This is a genomic window from Pauljensenia sp. 20925_1_27 (assembly GCF_041432835.1).
Lineage (GTDB): Bacteria > Actinomycetota > Actinomycetes > Actinomycetales > Actinomycetaceae > Pauljensenia.
The window spans coordinates 1-18,278 of sequence record NZ_JAPWAH010000028.1 but is presented as its reverse complement, the minus strand read 5'-3'; the positions used below and the strand labels follow the sequence as shown (position 1 = coordinate 18,278).

Here is an 18,278-nt window from a genome sequence, read left to right as displayed (position 1 = left end):
CCGCGACTCGGTCACCTACGGGGCGATGCTGCGGAACGTCGCCCTGGGCTCGGCATCTACCGATCGTTCGTGAAGGAGGCAATCACGCAGGGAATTCGACCTCGCACGACGCGGTAGGTGACACCCGTGCAGCCCACACGATCAAAGAACGCCCGGTAGGACACCGGGTCGAAGTGCTCCTGGAAGTGCACGCCGAACCGGGAGATCACCCTCAGGAACATGGTGTGCGCCCGCTTCTTGGGAATCACGTAGGTGGGCACGATGATCGTGCCACCCGGGCGCACGACCCTCTTGAGCTCCTTGAGCGCGTCGCCCGGTTCAGGCAGCAAGTGGATGACGTTGCCCGCGACGGCCACATCGAAGGAATCGGCGGCGTAGCGTAGGGCCGTGATGTCGGCTTGCTCGACGGTGACGTTCGAGTGTGTCGCGAGCTTCTTGCGCGCCTGCTTGAGCATCCCCTCGGAATAGTCGGTCGCGACCACACGCGCGCATGCGGGGGCGATGGCGGCGCTAATCGCGCCCGTTCCGCACGCACATTCGAGCACGGTGTCACCGGGGCGAATCAACCGGGCAACGGCACCGCCCGTCCCGTCGTACACCCTCCTGTTGAGCGTGTTGACGACGAGGTCGTAGAGCGGGGCAACTCGATCCCAGAACAATGCTGAACACCTCCTCCCGGGGGACCTCGATCTCGAAGGCTCCCACCTGCAACATCACGGTCTTCTTCGTCGTGCCGTTCCTCGTGTTCGAGCGCGCCTGCGCGCTGGTCTGGCCCTTCTCATACCCCAAATGCTCAGAAAGCTCAGCAGCCAGGCCGCACTCCAACGCCCCCGAGCGACGCAGGTCCTCCACAGCCTCACGCCCACTAGCGCGAGCCGCAACATCATCATCATTCATCATGCATCAATCCTTTCAAACAAAAAGACGGATACACAGACAATTAAACACGCCCGATGCGGCCGTTTTTCGCCGATTTTTTCTAGGGTTGCATAACATCTTTCCACTGAATCTGACAAATCAACCGAAATCCAGAATATACGCTGCTTACACCCCTACAAGCGAGCGCGCGCGAAGCCACATCACGACTGTCCCGACCTAGTGGTCGAACAAAGGCCCGCGCCCCCGGAGATTCTCCGGGGGCGCGGGCACATGGTTTCCCAGCTCAACCTCTCGCGTGAGGCGTCAGCTCATGAGGCGTCCCGAATCAGCGAAGTTGTACCACTTCCAGCCAATCCAATGACCGCCGGTATACATCGCGCCCGAGTCAGTGCTCAGGTAATACCAGGAACCACCATCCATCAGCCAACCCGTGGCCATCGCACCACTACCGGGTCTCAGGTAATACCACGCGCTACCATCCTTGACCCAGCCGACCATCATCGCTCCCGTATCGGGGTTCATGTAGTACCACGAGCTACCGACCTGCACCCAGCCCTTGACCATCGCGCCACTGCCAGGGGACAGGTAATACCAGGCAGAACCATCGTTGACCCAACCGGTCATCATCATCCCACTGGGACGCATAAAGTACCAGGACTCACCGTCCTTCACCCAGCCGATCGCCATCGCACCACTACCGGGCATCAGGTAATACCAGGAGCCACCATCCTGCACCCAGCCACTCGCCTGAGCACCCGAAGCATCGTGATAGAACCACGCACCGCTCTCACTCACCCATCCAGTACGCATGTACCCATCCGCACCGAAACGGTAGGTGGAACCACCGATGACGCGCGCCTCGTTCGCAGGGTAGGATCCATCCGCGTTGCGGTACCACCAACCGTGAGCGTCGCTTATCCACTGCCCCACCTGCGGGGTAGGCTCTGGGCTCGGATCGGGCACGGGGTCCGGTGTGGGGTCCGGTGTGGGCTCCGGTGTGGGCTCCGGTGTCGGGTCCGGCGTGGGCTCCGGTGTCGGGTCCGGCGTGGGCTCCGGTGTCGGGTCCGGCGTCGGGTCCGGCGTGGGCTCCGGTGTCGGGTCCGGCGTGGGCTCCGGTGTCGGGTCCGGCGTGGGGTCCGGTGTCGGGTCCGGTTCGTGGGCTTCCCCGAACAGCAGAACGGCGGAACTGACCCGGTACGAAGCATCACGCGCGTCGACGCGCAGGCGAACGCCCACACTGGCAGGAGCCACAGTCACGTTCATCGATGCGGTGTCCACCCCGTCACTCTCCGGCATGTCACTCCAGTCCTGCAGGACAGACTCCCGGCCCTCTGCGTTGATCTGCACAACACGCACCTGGCGTCCCTTCGGTACGCCTCCCGATACAGAAACAGACACGGTGGCGGGTATCCCCGCCTGCGCGTCCACCTTGAATCCGTCATGCACTGCGACGACGCCAACGCCGGACAGCGATACCGCCGGAGACGTGTAGGGATGCAGGTTCTCGCGAGCAATTCCTCCCCCCCACATTGCCTCACTGACGCTCGCCCACAACTCCGATCCTTCAGGAGCTGCAAGATAGACCTCGGTATCTGTCTCCGACCGGAAGTAAAGAGGGCGAACAATCTGGAAGTGTGTGACGCTCGAAGGCAGGACCACGACGCGCGGCACCGAACCACGGAAAGAGACGCTCGCCACTCCTTCCCCAAAGAAAATACTCTCCCCGTACTCAGAATTCCGATTACTATCGAAGTCAAAAGTTGCGTTTACGCCTCCACGCACGATGACGTGAGCCGGCATGTTAGCCCACGTATTTGAGAGTCGAAATTCTCGCACCTGCGAACCGTACTCGATGGAGACGGGCCCCGAGCCGGCAGCTGTGTCAACAACTTCTACAGAATCGGGGATGACGAGGTCGACCAGGTGCGTACATCCCTTGAACGCGTTCGCACCAATAGTCGTCAGGCCGTCGGGAAGGACGACTCGAGTCAGCGTCGCAACATCTTCGAATGCTTGTGGACCGATCTCATTGGTCCCTGCAGGAACCACAAACTCTGTCACGGAACTCGCTGGAGGCACGATGACCAACGATTGCCCAGCCTCTCCCTTTTTGTAAAGGCCGCCACCATCGATGAAGTAGTGGGAGCTACCTGGGCTGAGAGTAACCGAAGCAAGCTGCGGATCCCACTCAAAGGCAGAACGCTCAACAGAAACAAGGGCTGCCCCGAGGTGAATAGACGCCAATGTTCTGTTGTACGCGAACGCATCCCGACCGATGGTCTCCACCGAATCCGGTAGCATCACTGAGGACAGACCAACGGCTTCGAATGCGCCCTCACCAATCTCAGTGAGCCTGTTGAGATCCTGACGGAAATTAACCTCAGTAAGATCACGATTGAACGTGAACGCGTTCTTGTCGATACTCCGAGTGCCTCCTAGATCAACAGTCTGAAGATAACCCATATATGCGAATGATGACTCGCCTACGCTCTCACATCCGTCAGGGAGGCTCACAGATGTCAGCCCGCTTTGCTCGAATGCACGGCTGCCGACCGTACGAAGCGAACTTGGAAAAGCGACTGAGGTAATCTGCGCGCCCGCAAAGGCCCCCGCACCGATGGACTCGGTCCCCTCCAACACCTCGTACGTGCCGGCATACTCCTTTGCCTGCGGGAACAGGACCAGACGCCTGGGATTCCGTGAATACAAAACGCCGTCGACACTCTCGTAATTGACGTTGGCTGGATCGACGTCAATATGGGTCAGCGTCCAAGCATTGACACTCGCCCCCTCCAACTGCCCAGCCGCAATGTTGGGGCCAAATGAGGCAGTTTTCATCGGCGCGCCGTCAAACAACTCCTGGCCGAGCAACACAACTGATCGAGGTAGCTCGATTCTCTCCAGTTTCGTGTTGACAAATGCCGAGGGCCCAAGAGTCGTTAGCTGCGAAGGGGAGGCCTCATCATCCTGAAAAGTGATCGCCTTCAGCCCAGACTTGAAAAAGGCCTTCTCGCCTATAGTTCGAACGCTCGTGGGAACCCAGACGTTCTCCACTTCCATTCCAGAGAACACGCTCGGAGCGATCTCGGTGACACCATCAGGGATTGCAAAGTCCACCGCCTCACCGTTATAGGCGGTCAGCACACCCTTCTCATCGACAACGAAGTCTGCTGCACTGGCCTGATTCACCACCACCGGGATAGACACTTCTTTTGTTTGTCCAGCACCCGTCGCAACGCGAGCCGTCAGCTTCCCAGTTCCGCCTCCATTCGCTGCATGCAACGTCACTGCGGGACCATTGTCGACGGTAACGAGCTCCCCTAGAGACGAAGGTTCGACCGACCATGTGACGGAGCCTACCTGCAACGACGGGGCGAGAAGAGCGTTCACGAGGGCATTGCGTCCAGCTGCAAGCGACACCGATGTCTCGGAGAGGTCGATGCCGACCTCCTCAGACACAGAACGAACGTGGACGTGGGCGGTGACGGAAGCAGTGTTGTCATCCATGTGAGAGGCGGTGATCTCCGCCTCACCAATGCCCACAGCCGTCACACGACCGTTGTCGTCGACGGTTGCCACTGATTGGTTGGAACTCGTCCAGTAAGCCATGCCATCCTCGAAAACATACGGGCCCGCAGCCGCGTAGAAAGGGAGGCTCTGCCCTGGCGCCATCGTTGTGCTGCTAGGCCACACCCTGGTGGGATAAGGCACGTCTTCAGTCACATGTGCTGACTGGAGACTAGCGAGGGAGTCCAGGGCAGTTGGTTGAGCCGCGTACGCTGACTGCACGCCGACGATGGTCAGAGCCAGGGCGCTGGCTAGAGAGAGCGCCAGCGCTTTGATTATTCGTTGGGATTTCATTGTCTCCCCTTGCGTTGCACGTGGGTAAGGGATCAGTGTGAGCCGCAACTCCGCGGCTACCTCTCAACGGTACCCCTCCAGAGGTTATCCCGTAACGTTTTGCTGATTTTTCTCGCATTTTCTCTACCACTTCTCACTCGGGGCACGCAAACCCCTACGCAAATCTCTGCCGCTTATTCTCGTGACAGGTGGACACCTACACACACTCGACCGACGCTTCAGGCATACATTGATGCGATTATTCCGGTGTTTGACAGGGCTACTATCCTGCCCGGCGTGAGCGCAGACACCTAACGCATATTGTCCACAGACACAGGCCCGCGCCTCCCGGGAAACTGACCGGGGGCGCGGGCCGATGAGGTCAGGCGTGAGCCTGGAGCCAGGCGCTTAGCTGATCAACTGGCCATTGTCGGCGAAGTGGTACCAGGTACCCCAAATCTTCAGCCATCCAGTGACCATCGCACCACTAGCGGGCTGCAGGTAGTACCAGTAACCACCCTCCTTCAGCCACCCGGTGACCATGGCCCCATCAGAGGGATTCAGGTAGTACCAGGTGGACCCCACCTGCACCCACCCCGTCACCATCACGCCGCTGTCAGGACTCAGGTAGTACCAACGCGCACCAGAAAACACCCAACCCGTCGTCTGAGCACCCGATGAGGAGTGGTAATACCAGGCACCCTGATCCTTCACCCACCCGGTGCGCATGTAACCGGCAGCGTAAAAGCGGTACGTGACACCATCGATCACAACAGCCGCATCAGCAGGATACGAACCATCCTCGTAGCGGTACCACCAGCCACGACCATCCCACTTACACACGCCAGCCTTCGGCGTAGGAGCGGGCGCGGGCGTGTCCTCGGCCTTGAGGGAAACCGACGATGTCGCCGTGTTATCAACCCAGTCCCACACCACCAGCTGGATGGTCGCGGGGTTACCGCCGAGCTTGCTCAGGACGCTCGGGAGCTTGGCGTCGAAGTGCTCGTGGTAGAGCCCGTCGTCCGAGCGGGAGCTCGGATCACTGTTGACGCGCCACAGGGTCAGCGCTCCGTCCGGATCTGTCTTAATTCCGTAGCCGGCGATCGGCGAGGCATCGGTCACATCGAAGGAGAGCATGCGCTCCTCCCCCTCACCGGAAACGGTGACGTTCGAGACGACGGGCGAGACCGTGTCCACCGCGAAGCTGTAGCTGGTGCGCTGGGTCGCCGACGAGGGACCGTACGTGGCGGCCTCGATCGTGACCGTGTATCGGCCGTCGGGCAGCTCGTTGCCGTCCGCGTCGTAGCTATCGAAGCTCGGGGCGCATCCGGGGGACATGAACTCGGCGTTGTGCACGCCGCGCCAGTGGTCGTCGTAGAAGGCCTTGTCCGCACGATCGCAGGTGTAGGTGCGCACGGTTGCCCCGGCCTCGTTCGTGACCGTGTAGGTCAGCGCGGGGACGGCGCGCAGCAGGATCGTGCCCGGAGTGACGCTTGTGCGAGAGCCGTTGCGCGTGATGACGAAACGATCGGGGTGGAAGCCGTCCAGCGCGCGCTCGTCTTCCATCTCGTAGGGGTTGAACTGTCCGAAAGGCAGGTTGCCGCTCATGAGCGTCGACCCGTAGCCGACCTCGTGGTTGTTCGGGGCCTGCTGATCGAACACATTGGCCTGTCCCCAGGAGCCGTAGAAGCCCATGTAGGGAACCGTCAGGTTCGGCTGCCCGTCAGCGCTCGTGAAGGTCACGGCACCGTCGACGAACGTTCCGTTGGGAGTCTTGTCGCTCACGTACGAGGCGAAGGCGGCCTGCGGGGTCACGGTGACGGTCACGGTGGCGCTGGAGGCGGCGGGAACGGTCACCGAGTCGGCGGAAAAGGACAGGTCAATGCCCGCTCCCACCCAGTTGGTCGAGTGGCCGGTGAAGAGCATGCTCTCGACGTCTTCGGACAGGGCTTGGCCGCCGAGCGTGTAGGTGTGGGCGGCGTCGGAGACGTTGGTCAGGCGCACCTGGAAGGTCCACCCGTTCGTGCCGTCGCCCAGGTCGGCGTTGGGGCGCGAGGGATCCGGGGCACCCACGACGGTCGGGTACACGGACGAGGTCGTGGCCGCCACCGCGTCCACCATGCCGGCGCCGACGCGACGCGGCGAGTAGTACGCGCCGTCATTGCGGGTCACGTCTGCGATCGGGCGAGCCGTGCCCATCACGAAGTTACCGACGAGTGCGTTCTTCTCGGCGCTACCCAAGGCTGCGAAGGCCGGGTCGGTCGCGATCCGCTCGCGCACGAGGGCGGAGATGCCGGCAACCTGAGCCGAGGCCTCGGCCGTGCCCGACTGGCGACCGTAGTAGTTGCCGGGGCTGGCCGCCATCACCTCGCCGCCGGGTGCGGCGACCTCTGGCTTGAGGCGCAGGTCGTAGGTCGCACCCGTGCCGGAGAAATCGGAGACGGTGATCGCCCCCGTGCCAAGGTCCGCTGCATCCTGTTCATTCACGGAGGCGACGGCCAGAGTCGAGGAGTAGAACGCCGGGAAGCCGAGGAGGCCCGTATCCGGGTCGGTACCATAGCTGGAATTGCCATCGTTGCCGGCGGGCGCGTTCACCACGACCCCGGCCTCGGTCAGGCGCTGGTACACCTGCGAGTACAGGGCCACGGAGTCGCTACTCATCCCCTCGAGCGTCGAGAAGGAGACGGTGAGGGCATCGGGCTTGATGACCGCCGCGTCGTCGAGGGCCGCCAGGAGCGCAGTGTCGTAGGCCGTGTACGTGCCGTCGCTGGTGACCTTCGCGACGACGAGCTGAGCTCCCGGCGCGGCCCCCGTGAAGGAGGTGCCGTTCGCGGTCGCAAGGGACGCGACGTGTGTGCCCTGCTCCGACGCTCGGCTGCTCGCGTTACCTGTCGTCGCGTCCGTATCCCCGTCCCCGTAGTCGTACGCGAAGGGGATCTTGTCACTAACCCACGCGCCATCCTTGCCTGCGCCGAGGCTGGGCGTCAGGGAGGCCATGGCCTGGTGCGTGAGGCGCGCCGAAGCAGCATCGAGGGAGCCGGCGAAAGCCTCGTGCGAGGTGTCGACTCCGACGTCGATGACCTCGATGACCTGCCCCTGACCCCTCTGGGAGGCCGCCGCGGCGCCCGTCATGCGTGAGGCTGTGCCCAGATCGGGGGAGCTGTCGGTGGAGTGGTCGCGCATGTCCCAGAAGTCGGGGTCTGTGACCGGCTCGTGACGCCCCTCGAAGAAAGCCCCCTTGACTCCCTGCACGCCCTTGATGGCCGCCATCGTAGCGGCAGGTACCTTGATCGCGAAGCCCTCGAACACGTGGTGATAGTCGCGTACGTCCTCAATGGTCGCGCCGGGACTCGCCTGCGCCACAGCCTCACCGATGCGCTTCTTGACGTCGGCGTAGCGGGAGGCATGATCGCCGCCACCCTCCTCAAGCTGGACGATGACCGTGGCTCAGCGTTCGCCCGAGTCTCGGTTCATCGACGAGGCCTCGGCGCGCTCCGTGTCCGCCGCGACGGAGGACGGCGCGCTCATGGTCGTCACGGCGAGAGCGCCGACGGCGACCAACGCCACCGCTGACAGTCTTCGATGGAACATCTGTGCCCACTTTCTTAACGAGTGACAAATCGGCGTGCACATACGTGCAGCTCCACTGACAAGAGTAACCCTATCGGGGGAGGGTCACAGTAGTTTTTACGAATGTTTCGCACCATCTGTCAAACAGGTGCTTCCCGCATTTTCAGGACATGTGGAGCAATGTCTAGCATTGTCACCTCACGTATGAGGAATCGCGTCTTTCTCTCATTCCCAGCCCACGCTCCCCCACAATCGCCCGGAGCCAACACCGCGCTGGGCGGTACTGACGCGCCAAGACAGACCTGCGCCCCCGAAGTTTCTTCCGGGGGCGCAGGGATTGATGGCGTCGTGTTTGTCGTCGGGCTAGCCGATCAGCTGGCCACTCGTCGAGAAGTGGTACCACGTTCCCGAGATCTGGAGCCACCCGGTTGCCATGGCCCCATTGGAGGGATCCAGGTAGTACCAGGAGCCGCCGTCCTTCAGCCAACCCGTGGCCATCGCACCGCTAGACATCAGGTAATACCACGTCGAGCCATCCTTGACCCAACCGGTCGCCATCGCACCGCTAGACATCAGGTAATACCACGTCGAGCCATCCTTGACCCAGCCGACCATCATCGCTCCCGTATCGGGGTTCATGTAGTACCACGAGCTACCGACCTGCACCCAGCCCTTGACCATCGCGCCACTGCCAGGGGACAGGTAATACCAGGCAGAACCATCGTTGACCCAACCGGTCGCCATCGCGCCGCTTCCGGGCGTCAGGTAGTACCAGGTCAGCCCATCAAGGATCCATCCCGTCACCATCTGTCCGGTCGTCGGGTTCAGGTAGTACCAGGAGGAACCGTCTTTGATCCAGCCGCTCGCCTGAGCGCCAGACGGATTGTGGAAGTACCAGGCACCGTCCTCGCTCGCCCAGCCGGTGCGCATGTAGCCATCCGCACCGAAGCGATAGGTGGAGCCTCCGAGCTGTACCGTCTTGTTCGCCGGATAGGTGCCATCCGCATAGCGGTACCACCAGCCGACAGAGTCGCTCACCCACTGGCCGTCCTGCGGGGCAGGAGCAGGAGACGGGTCCGGCGTCGGCTCAGGAGCGGGCGTCGGGGCCGGTGTCGGCTCGGGCGCCGGGTCCGGTGTCGGCTCGGGCGCCGGGTCCGGTGTCGGCTCGGGCGCCGGGTCCGGTGTCGGCTCGGGCGCCGGAGTCGGCGCAGGCTCCGGGGTACCCGGGAGCTTGATCATGAGGGTGCTCGTCAGGTACGAGGCGTCGCGCACCTGGACGCGCAGGCTCACATCCGCGGCGGACGGGGTCCATGGGAAGGTCACGGAAGCGGCCGCGGCGCGGTCTCCGTTGTCGCTCACCGTCGTCCAGTCGCGCACGAGAGTCTCGGTGCCGTCCGCGCCGATCTGCACGGCGCGCACCTGCTGCGTGCCGGCGATGCCACCGGCGACCGTCGCGGTCACGTCGACCGACGCCCCGGCTTCGCCCGTGTACGTGTACGCTCCCCCGGCCTCGGCAATGCCAGCCCCGGACAGGGTCATCGACGCAGCCGTGAACGTGTGCAGGTGCGAGGCGTCGATGCCGGCCGCCTCGAGGGCCTCCTTGGCGACGTTCCACGCCGGCGCCCCTTCGGCCGCGGCAACGTAGATGTGGGTGTCATCCTTCTTCTCGTCGCTCAGCTCCGGCTCGAGGTCGAGGCGGGTGAGTGTGGAGGGCAGGACGAGGACGCGCGGGACGTCCACGCCGAAGGACACGCGGGTCATGCCCTCGCCGAAGTAGGCGCTCTGGCGGCGTCCGTTCGTCGGGCGTCCGTCGTACACGAAGGAACCGTCCACGCCGCCGCGCACGACGATGCGACGAGGCATGGGAACCCAGCTGCCTTCCATGCGGATCGAGGTCACCTTGGAGCCGTACTCGACGAGCTCCAGGGAGTTGCCGACGACGCCGCTCGAGCGCTCGACCGACTCGGGGATGACGAGCTCGGTGAGGGCCGTCGCGCCCGCGAACGCGTCATCGCCGATGACGGTGAGGCCCTCGGGCAGGACGACGCGGGTGAGCGTCTTGTTGTTGGCGAATGCCGTCGCGCCGATCTCGACCGTGCCCGCGCGCACCGTGTAGTCGGTGAGCGTGTTGGCGGCCGGGGACAGCATCAGGTGCAGGCCATCCTCAGCCTTGCGGTACAGGACGTTGTGCTCGGCCGAGTACACCGGGTTGTCGGCGGACACGGTCAGCGTCGCGATCTTGCGGTCGTTGTACAGGGCGGTCTCGGCGAAGGAGGTGACGCCCGCGCCGATGTGGAACGAGGTCAGGGCCGTGCTCTCCGAGAAGGCCTGCTCGCCGACCGTGGTCACAGAGTCCGGCAGTGTCACAGACGACTGCGCCGTCCGGCTGAACGCGAAGTCGCCGATCGTGGTCAGGCGCTTCAGCTCGGGCCGGAAGTTGACCCCTTCCTTGGCACTCGTCGACTCGAAGGCGCTGCCGCCCAGGGAGATCGTGCCGCCCAGGTCGATGCGCGCGAGCTTGTCGGCGGAGCAGAAGGCGCAGGTGCCGACCGTCTCGAACTTTTCGGGCAGGGTCACGGCGGTGAGCGCGGAGAGGCGGAAGGCCTCGTCCTTGATCGTGCGCAGGCTGTCGGGCAGTGTCACGGAGGTGACGCCCGCCTTCTGGAAGGCCTTAGGAGCGATCGTCGCGACGCCGTCCAGGACCGTGTACGCGCCTCCCGTGTTCTTGGCGGCCGGGTAGATGATCAGCGTCGAGTGATCCTTGGAGTACAGGACACCGTCAACGCTCTCAAAGTTCGGGTTCGCCGGATCGACCTCGACGCTGGTCAGCGCGGCGGTCTCGGCGTAGCCCGAGGTCACCGAGTCAGCGGCGACGTTGGGGCCCAGCTTGATCGTGGTGAGCGCCGAGTTGTAGTCGAAGACCTCCGCGCCGATCGTCACCACGGAACGCGGCAGCTCGATGGCCTCGAGGCTCGTGTTCGCGAACGCACGGTCCGCGATCGTGGTCAGCTGGGCCGGGTGGGCCTCGTCGTCAACGAAGGTGATCTTCTTCAGCGAGCTGTAGATGAAGGCCTCCATGCCGATCGAACGCACCGAAGCCGGGATCGTCACGTGTTCCACGGTGGAGCTCGCGAAGGCGCGCTCGCCGATGGAGGTCACGGTGTCGGGCAGGGTGACCTCGGTGGCCGAGCCCTTGTACTTCACGAGGACGCCATCCTCGTTGATCTCGAAGTCGTCGGCGTCGGCGGCGCGCACCGTCAGCGGGATGGACGCGGTCTTGACCGCGCCGGCCTCGGTGGTGACGGTGGCGGTCAGCGTGCCCGAACCCGCGTGATCGCCTGCGGTCAGCGTCGCCTTGCGCGTGTCGGTGTCGGCGGCGACCGTGGCCAGGTCGGCCGGTTCCACGCTCCACGTCACCGGGCGGTCCTTCAGCGAGGGTGCCAGGTATGCCTTCACGGGGGCGGTCTCGCCGACCTTGAGCGTCACCTGGGTGTCGGCAAGCTCGATGCCCGCGTCCTCAGAGATGGTGCGCACGCGGACCTGGGCGCTGGCCGACAGGGTCGGCTGGGAGGCGTCGGTCGCGGTGATCGTCGCCTCGCCGGCGGCCAGGGTGCGGACCTCACCGTTTTCGTTCACGGTGGCCACGGCCTCGTTCGAGGACGTCCATACGAGGTCGGTGACGTTCGCGTTCGCCGGCTCGTAAGAGGGACTCAGCGTGACCGTCTCGCCCGCGACGACCTCGGAGTCCTGCGGGGTGAGGGCCAGGGAGGTCATCGGGATCGTGCTAAAGCGGATCACCTGGCGGGCCTGGTTCTTGCCCCAGTCCCAGGCGAACAGGTAGGCGGTCGCCGGGTCGGAGGAGTCCGCGCGGTCGATGAGGTCGGCCCACTTGATCTCGTAGTGCTTGGCGTAGGTGCCGTCGGCCTGACGGTTCGCGCCCACGGCCTCCTTCTCGTCGTAGTAGCGACGCGAGGTCGGGGACTCGGAGAAGGCAATGCCGGCCAGCGGCGAGTTGTCGGTGACGTCGAAGGACACGACGCGCTCATCACCCTCGCCGGTCACGGCCAGGTTGGAGATGACGGGCGCCTGGGTGTCCAGGGTGAAGTCCCAGGTCAGCTGCGAAGCAACGCTCGAGGGCGCGACCGAGGCCGCGTCGATCGTCAGCTTGTAGCGGCCTGCGGGCAGCTCCTTGCCATCCTTATCGAAGCCGTCGAAAACCGGGTTGTTGCCTTCCTGGCTTTCGATGGGCTCGACCTTGCTGGCGTGGTAGTTGAACAGGGACTTGCGGGCGCGCTCGAAGGTGTACTCACGCACCACCTCACCGGCCTCGTTCGTGTAGGTGTAGGTCACCTTCGGCGAGTTACGCAGCAGGCAGGTGCGCGGCAGGATGCGCGAGGGGGCCTCGGGCAGCGCGGAGCGGGACATGATGAAGTACGCGGGGTCGACCGCACGCACGTCGTCGATTTCCTGTCCGACGAGGGGATTCAGGGCACCCAGGGGCACCTCGGTCGAGGGGTTCATGAGGGTCGAGGAGCATGCGTGCGCGGTGCTCGTCGTGCCGTCGTACCACTTGCCGTCGAAGATGGCAGGCGCGCCCCAGGAGCCGTAGAAGCCCATGTAGGGGACGGTGAGGTCGGGCTGACCGTCGGCGCTGGTGAAGGTGACGGCGCCGTCGATGAACGTGCCCTTGGGAGCGTTCTCATTCGCGTACGAGGCGAAGGCAGAGCGCGGGGTCACGGTAACGGTCACGGTCGCGGTTCCCTTGGCTGGCACGGTCACCGAGTTGGCGGAGTAGGTCAGGTCGATGCCCTGCCCCGCCCAGTTCTTGGAGTGCTCGGTGAACAGTCCACCCTCGACGATCTCGGAAAGTGCCTGGCCACCCAGGGCGTACGTGTGCTCGGCGTCGGAGATGTTCGTCAGGGTGACCTGGAAGGTCCACCCGTTCGTGCCCTCACCGAGGTCGGCCTTGGGGCGCCACGGGTTCTCGGCACCCGCGACGCTCGGGTACACGGCCGTGGTCGTGGCCGCGAGGGCGTCCACCTGGCCGGCACCCACGCGGCGCGGCGAGTAGTAGGTGCCGTCGTTCTGGTCGATGTCGAGCAGAGGGTGGGCGGTACCCATCATGAGGGTGGTGACGATCGCAGCCTTGTCCGCCTCCGACATGCCGGCGAATGCCGGGTCGTCGTTGACACGCTGGCGCACGAGCGTGGCAATGCCCGCGACCTGTGGGGTCGCCATAGACGTGCCCGACATGGAGCGGTACGTGTTGCCCAGGACAGCCGCGACGATGTTGCCGCCGGGGGCTGCGATCTCCGGCTTGAGCTTGAGATCAGGCGTGACGCCCCACGAGGTGAAGTCGGAGACCGACGGGTTGGTCGAGGCGAGCTTGAGGCCCGCGTGAGGGTTGGAGATGGTGATGGAGCCGGACTCGCTGGCCTTGATGGCCTCGATAAGCGCGTCCTTCTCCTTCTTCGTGATGGTCACGGTCGGCATCGTGTGGGTGGCCTCGATCGTCGCCACGTACGGGTTTTCGACCGCCTCGGAGTCGCCGATGATGAGGGCGGCGGGCTTGGAGGTCAGCTGGGTCAGGCCCTTGACCTTGGCCTCGTGGGTCATGTCCGCGCCCGTCGCGCTGTCGGAGCCGCCGCGGTCTTCGAGGACGATGACCTTGGAGAGGTCCCCAGGATGCTCGGCGACGAGCTTCTCGAGGGCCGCCGCGTCACCGATGCCCGCGTAGACGAGGGTGTAGGTAGCCTCGGGGATGTCGAGGAGGCTCGGCACGACGGCGTCCTTGAGGCCGCGCGACTTCTGGTAGACGACCTGGCGGTCCCCCACCGTCAGGTAGGGCAGGGCGTCCTGGTTGTTGACCGAAGCGACGGCCAGGGTCGAGCTGTAGGACCCGGGCTCGGAAACCGTGCCGGCGTCGGGGTCGGTCGCGAACGGCTTGTTCTTGCCGCTGTAGTTGGAGTACGCGCTCGAGTAGGAGTTACCCGCGGCGGCGTTGACCGTCACACCCGCGTTGGCGAGGTTCTTGTAGACCTCCGCGTACATGGTTCCGGCCTCGGTGCCCATACCCGCGTCCTCGCCGAGGGAGAGGTTGATCGAGTCGGGCTTGATGACGACCGCGTCGTCGAGGGCCGCCAGGACAGTGTTGTCGGGGATCGATCCATCCTTGTCGGAGGCGACCTTGGCGACGATGATCTGCGCGTGGGGCGCGGTGCCCTGCAGGTCGGCGGCGTTGGCGGCGGCGATCGCGGCGACGTGGGTGCCGTGCGACAGGTCCTTGCTGGACTTGGGCAGTACGTCCGCGTCGTTGTCCGCGTAGTCGAAGACGAAGGGGATCTTGTTATTGAGGTAGGCACCGGTCTTTCCGTGCGGCAGCTTGCCGACGAGGGCCTCGACATCGGACTGGCTCAGGCGCACGTCGACGCCATCCATGGAGCCGGAGAAGGCCTGGTGGGTGGCCTCGATGCCCGTGTCGATGACCTCGACGACCTGACGGTCACCCTTCTGGGTGGTCTGGTTGGCGCGCGTCATCTCCAGGGAGGAGGCGTTTTGCAGGGCGGGATCCACGGCCTCGGAGCCCAGCGTGCCCGCGTCGCCTTCGACGACCATGGGCTTGTGGTGGCGCTCGATGAACGCAGCCTTGACGCCCTCGGTCGCCTTGATGGCATCCAGGGACGAGGCCGGTGCCTGGATCGCGAAACCGTCGAGGGCGTGCGTGTAGTCGCGCACGTCGGTGATGTCCGCACCGGGGACCACTGCCTCGACCGAGGTTTCGATGCGTTCCTTGACCGTCTCGTGCTTGGTGGAGGACGACAGGCCGAAGACCCGCTGGTACCACGGGATGCCGACCGAGCCATCTTCGAGCTGGACGATGATCGTCGTCGGGGTGTCGTCGGCGGGGAAGGTCTCGGGGGTGGTGGTCGGGTTCTCGACCCCGGCCTCGTCGGCAGCTCCCGACTGCGGGGCGCCGGACTGGGCCTCGACGGACGAGGCGGGGGCGGGGGTGCCCGACTGGCTTTCCTCGGGGCTGTTGGCCGCGAAAGCCGCCGGGGTGGTCACGGCGGTCATGGCAAGGGTGCCCGCGGTTAGCAGCACCAATGCCGAGGTTGTGCGATGGGACATCTATGGCTCACTTGGTTGACAACTGGGTCAGGGCATGACCGCGGATACGGCATAACCCAGCGTTTAGGGTAGGGTTACCTATCCTTACTGACAAGCCCCACCCGGCTTTCTTCTCAGCATCCGTCAAGGGCTTTACGTGGACATTTATCCGCCGTAAACTGTTTCTCTTAGTATCACCTAACTTGTAATAGCTACTCTTAAATGACACCGGTCGCAGCACAAACGACAAACCCGCTGAGGAGGGCGCGGACACGGTGTCCGTATTGCCTCCTGGCGGGTTGTCAGTCGCGCGCGTCGTGGCACGCGGACGCGGGTCAGAGAATGACCGCGGTGCCCGTCGCGATAGCGGCGAGCATGCCGTTGTTGGCGCCGGCGGTGAAGTAGTCGACCTTCACGCCGATGACCGCGTTGGCACCCATGGCCTGGGCGCGGGCGCACATTTCGTTGACGGCGGTCGCGGCGGCATTACCGATCTCTTCCTCGTACTGGGAGGCTCGGCCACCGAACATGTTGGACAGGTTCGCTCCGAAGTCCTTAAACATGTTGACGCCGGAGATCGCCTCACCGGAGACCATGCCGATGTACTGCTTGACAGGCGCACCCTCAACGGTCGGGGTCGTCACAACGAGCATCATTCACTCCTTCATAGGGGGCTAACGTGGCAACACTACCCGCCATCCCGCGCGGTGGCTAGTAGGCCCACGACCAATACAAGCATTTTATAGGATCCAGCACCTCAACAGACACTGCAATACCCTAACCTACGAAAGTCTGCCAGAGAACTACAGAACTAACAACCCCACCTTCAAAAATCACTGATACCCAATATCCCAGGACCCATCCTCTTTAATTCGGCAGTCATACCTAGACAAAATGGATACTACAGATTCAACTTCCACCGAATCTCTATAACGAGGAAAAACCCGCTCCCCAGCTCCTGCAACATACACCGCCAACATTCGCACAATTATTTCATTCACCTTGCAAATTACACGAACTTTGACAACATCTGGAAACCCTCCACGATCAGCATGTTTAATCGAGTTATACACATTAGCAATTGCCTTTGCTAACCCTTCGATCGACGAAATTCGATCCGGCCATTGAATGTCAACAGTTTTTAAACACCTATAAACACAGGCGGCGATCGGAAGATTTCTCCGTCCTCGAGCTCCCCCAACACACTCCTCCCCTTTAACAGCTTCCATTTTGAAGGCAGCAGCCTCGATACTCATACAGGTTGAAATTACAGAATCTTCAATAGACCCACATCGCCGCCCCAGAACATTGACACTCGGCAAAATGAACCGCTCCCATTCATCATATTTTTCAGCCCAAGCCTGCAATCCATCTACCCCAATCTCCGCAAGCTCAGCAATTGGTTTCCCCAAGTTTCGTATTTCCGGAACTTCTCGCTCTCGCTCCTCAACTGTATCAAGGCTAACAAATTCAACAAGTGGAATATGCCCCGTAGAATCCCCATTAACAAAACGCATATCAAAGCGCTCATCATGCAGACAGTGACGACGAAAAGATAGTTGACAGCCGAATATAAAAGTCATTAGATCTTTAAATTTCTGATGCTCACTCAGATGATCACGAATACCCTTCGCACCAGATTCAAATTTACTAGCAATAGAAACATTGCCATCCACAAAGATACGTTGCTTATAACCATCCTGTGTCGATCCCCCCTCCCAAGTAGTCCGCAGCTCTAACCTCGCATCTCCCTGATTCCAGACCAAAATACTATTTGACTCCGCGTTGATTTCGAGCGCTTCGGCACAACCTTGCCCATCAACAACTGACGCTTTCTTCACCGCCGTCATCGGAGACCATACTGCGAGTCCATCAATCCAACTATCCACTTCACGCACCGCGAGGGGAGCAGCCTTTTCCTTTGGCGCCACCCCCAAAGTAGTGACAGATGGACAAAATCTCCCAATGGACGCAAAGCCATATCCGAATACTTCTCTACAGGATCGCCATCTATTTTCAAATAGGCCAATTGCACCATCTGACGTAAGCAATACCAAGCTTGCTGGCAATTCCTCATTCTCAAACCAGGAACGCACATGCGCAAACTGCTGAGAGGTACGATGTAACACATATGGCACCTCAACTACAATCCCTTCATCTGGCGTAAGCCTCAATGTCGCTCCCACATAGGGGGTATCATCTTCATAATCCACAAGGAGACCAGTGATACTGTCTCCAAAATCAAGGTCAATCTGTTCCATGAGCACAGTTTGTCATCGTTCCTACGGTCTGCGCAGGCATTTCACCAACTCTCAACTTTTATGTCTTATTTTCACGGAATTCCAACATGAAGATGCACGTCTACGAGTCCGGCGGGGAAGACTCCCCCGCCGTCCTCATCATTCACCCGATGCTGTCCTCGGCCTCGAGCATGAGGGCCGCACTCTGCGACCACATGGGGCCCGGACTGCGTTTCCTCGTGCCGGACCTGTCGGCCCACGGGGACGAGGCCTCGGCCCCCTACGTGTCGGCGGCGGCCGAGGCGGCGTCGATCCACGAGTGGCTGACGTCCCACGAGGTACGTCGCTTGTCTCTGGGTTTCGGGGCGTCGCTCGGCGGTGTCATCCTGTTCGAGCTGCTGCGATTCTCGGACCTTGCGTTCGACCGACTCTTTATTGAGGGCGTGAGCTTCTACTCGGGTGGCCCCGTAGCCCGAGTCGGCGGGGCCGTTCTCAGCCGCGTGATGGTCGCCAAGCACCGGAAGGCCGTGCGCGCCCCCGACGCCGGGGCACGCAAGCTTGCGCACCTCTACGGCGAGCAGAGAGCACGCGCGATGGCCTCGAGCTTCGCCGCGATGAGCGAGGACAGCATCCGCGCGATCG

General features: G+C 62.8%; 8 protein-coding genes. 1 reads left to right on the top strand and 7 read right to left on the bottom strand.

Annotated features, from left to right (window positions below):
* Positions 1–56 precede the first annotated feature (56 nt).
* From O3684_RS09785 to O3684_RS09755, 7 genes are all read right to left on the bottom strand, one after another.
* Positions 57–659 (bottom strand): class I SAM-dependent methyltransferase, encoded by a 603-nt coding sequence (locus tag O3684_RS09785; protein WP_500066698.1) that lies wholly within the window; start codon positions 657–659, stop codon positions 57–59.
* Positions 550–897: a transposase gene (locus tag O3684_RS09780; RefSeq protein WP_500066702.1), complete on the bottom strand. Its 348-nt coding sequence runs from the start codon at positions 895–897 to the stop codon at positions 550–552. The genes O3684_RS09785 and O3684_RS09780 overlap by 110 nt, the downstream gene beginning before the upstream one ends.
* A 285-nt stretch (positions 898–1,182) precedes the next feature.
* Positions 1,183–4,740 carry a leucine-rich repeat protein gene (locus O3684_RS09775; protein ID WP_500066696.1) on the bottom strand — a complete coding sequence of 1,186 codons (3,558 nt, stop codon included), beginning with the start codon at positions 4,738–4,740 and terminating at the stop codon, positions 1,183–1,185.
* Between the two features lie 387 nt (positions 4,741–5,127).
* A complete protein-coding gene (locus O3684_RS09770; RefSeq protein ID WP_500066694.1) occupies positions 5,128–8,082 on the bottom strand; it encodes a S8 family serine peptidase in 2,955 nt (984 codons plus the stop codon).
* Positions 8,083–8,652: 570 nt separating this feature from the next.
* Complete coding sequence (locus tag O3684_RS09765; protein WP_500066692.1) at positions 8,653–15,417, bottom strand: leucine-rich repeat protein; 6,765 nt, start codon at positions 15,415–15,417, stop codon at positions 8,653–8,655.
* A gap of 314 nt (positions 15,418–15,731) precedes the next feature.
* Positions 15,732–16,049, bottom strand: a complete 318-nt coding sequence (locus tag O3684_RS09760; protein WP_500066700.1) for a heavy metal-binding domain-containing protein — start codon at positions 16,047–16,049, stop codon at positions 15,732–15,734.
* 180 nt (positions 16,050–16,229) lie between these two features.
* A complete protein-coding gene (locus tag O3684_RS09755; RefSeq protein ID WP_500066690.1) occupies positions 16,230–17,657 on the bottom strand; it encodes a hypothetical protein in 1,428 nt (475 codons plus the stop codon).
* Between the two features lie 86 nt (positions 17,658–17,743).
* Here O3684_RS09755 and O3684_RS09750 point away from each other — a divergent pair.
* Positions 17,744–18,278 (top strand): alpha/beta fold hydrolase (locus O3684_RS09750; protein ID WP_500066688.1); only part of this gene is annotated, 535 nt, incomplete at its 3' end.

Bases quoted from the DNA above. Each gene is read 5' to 3' on its own strand.
- O3684_RS09755 (WP_500066690.1), bottom strand. From the start codon at position 17,657: ATGGAACAGATTGACCTTGATTTTGGAGACAGTATCACTGGTCTCCTT.
- O3684_RS09780 (WP_500066702.1), bottom strand. From the start codon at position 897: ATGAATGATGATGATGTTGCGGCTCGCGCTAGTGGGCGTGAGGCTGTG.
- O3684_RS09775 (WP_500066696.1), bottom strand. From the start codon at position 4,740: ATGAAATCCCAACGAATAATCAAAGCGCTGGCGCTCTCTCTAGCCAGC.
- O3684_RS09760 (WP_500066700.1), bottom strand. From the start codon at position 16,049: ATGCTCGTTGTGACGACCCCGACCGTTGAGGGTGCGCCTGTCAAGCAG.
- O3684_RS09765 (WP_500066692.1), bottom strand. From the start codon at position 15,417: ATGTCCCATCGCACAACCTCGGCATTGGTGCTGCTAACCGCGGGCACC.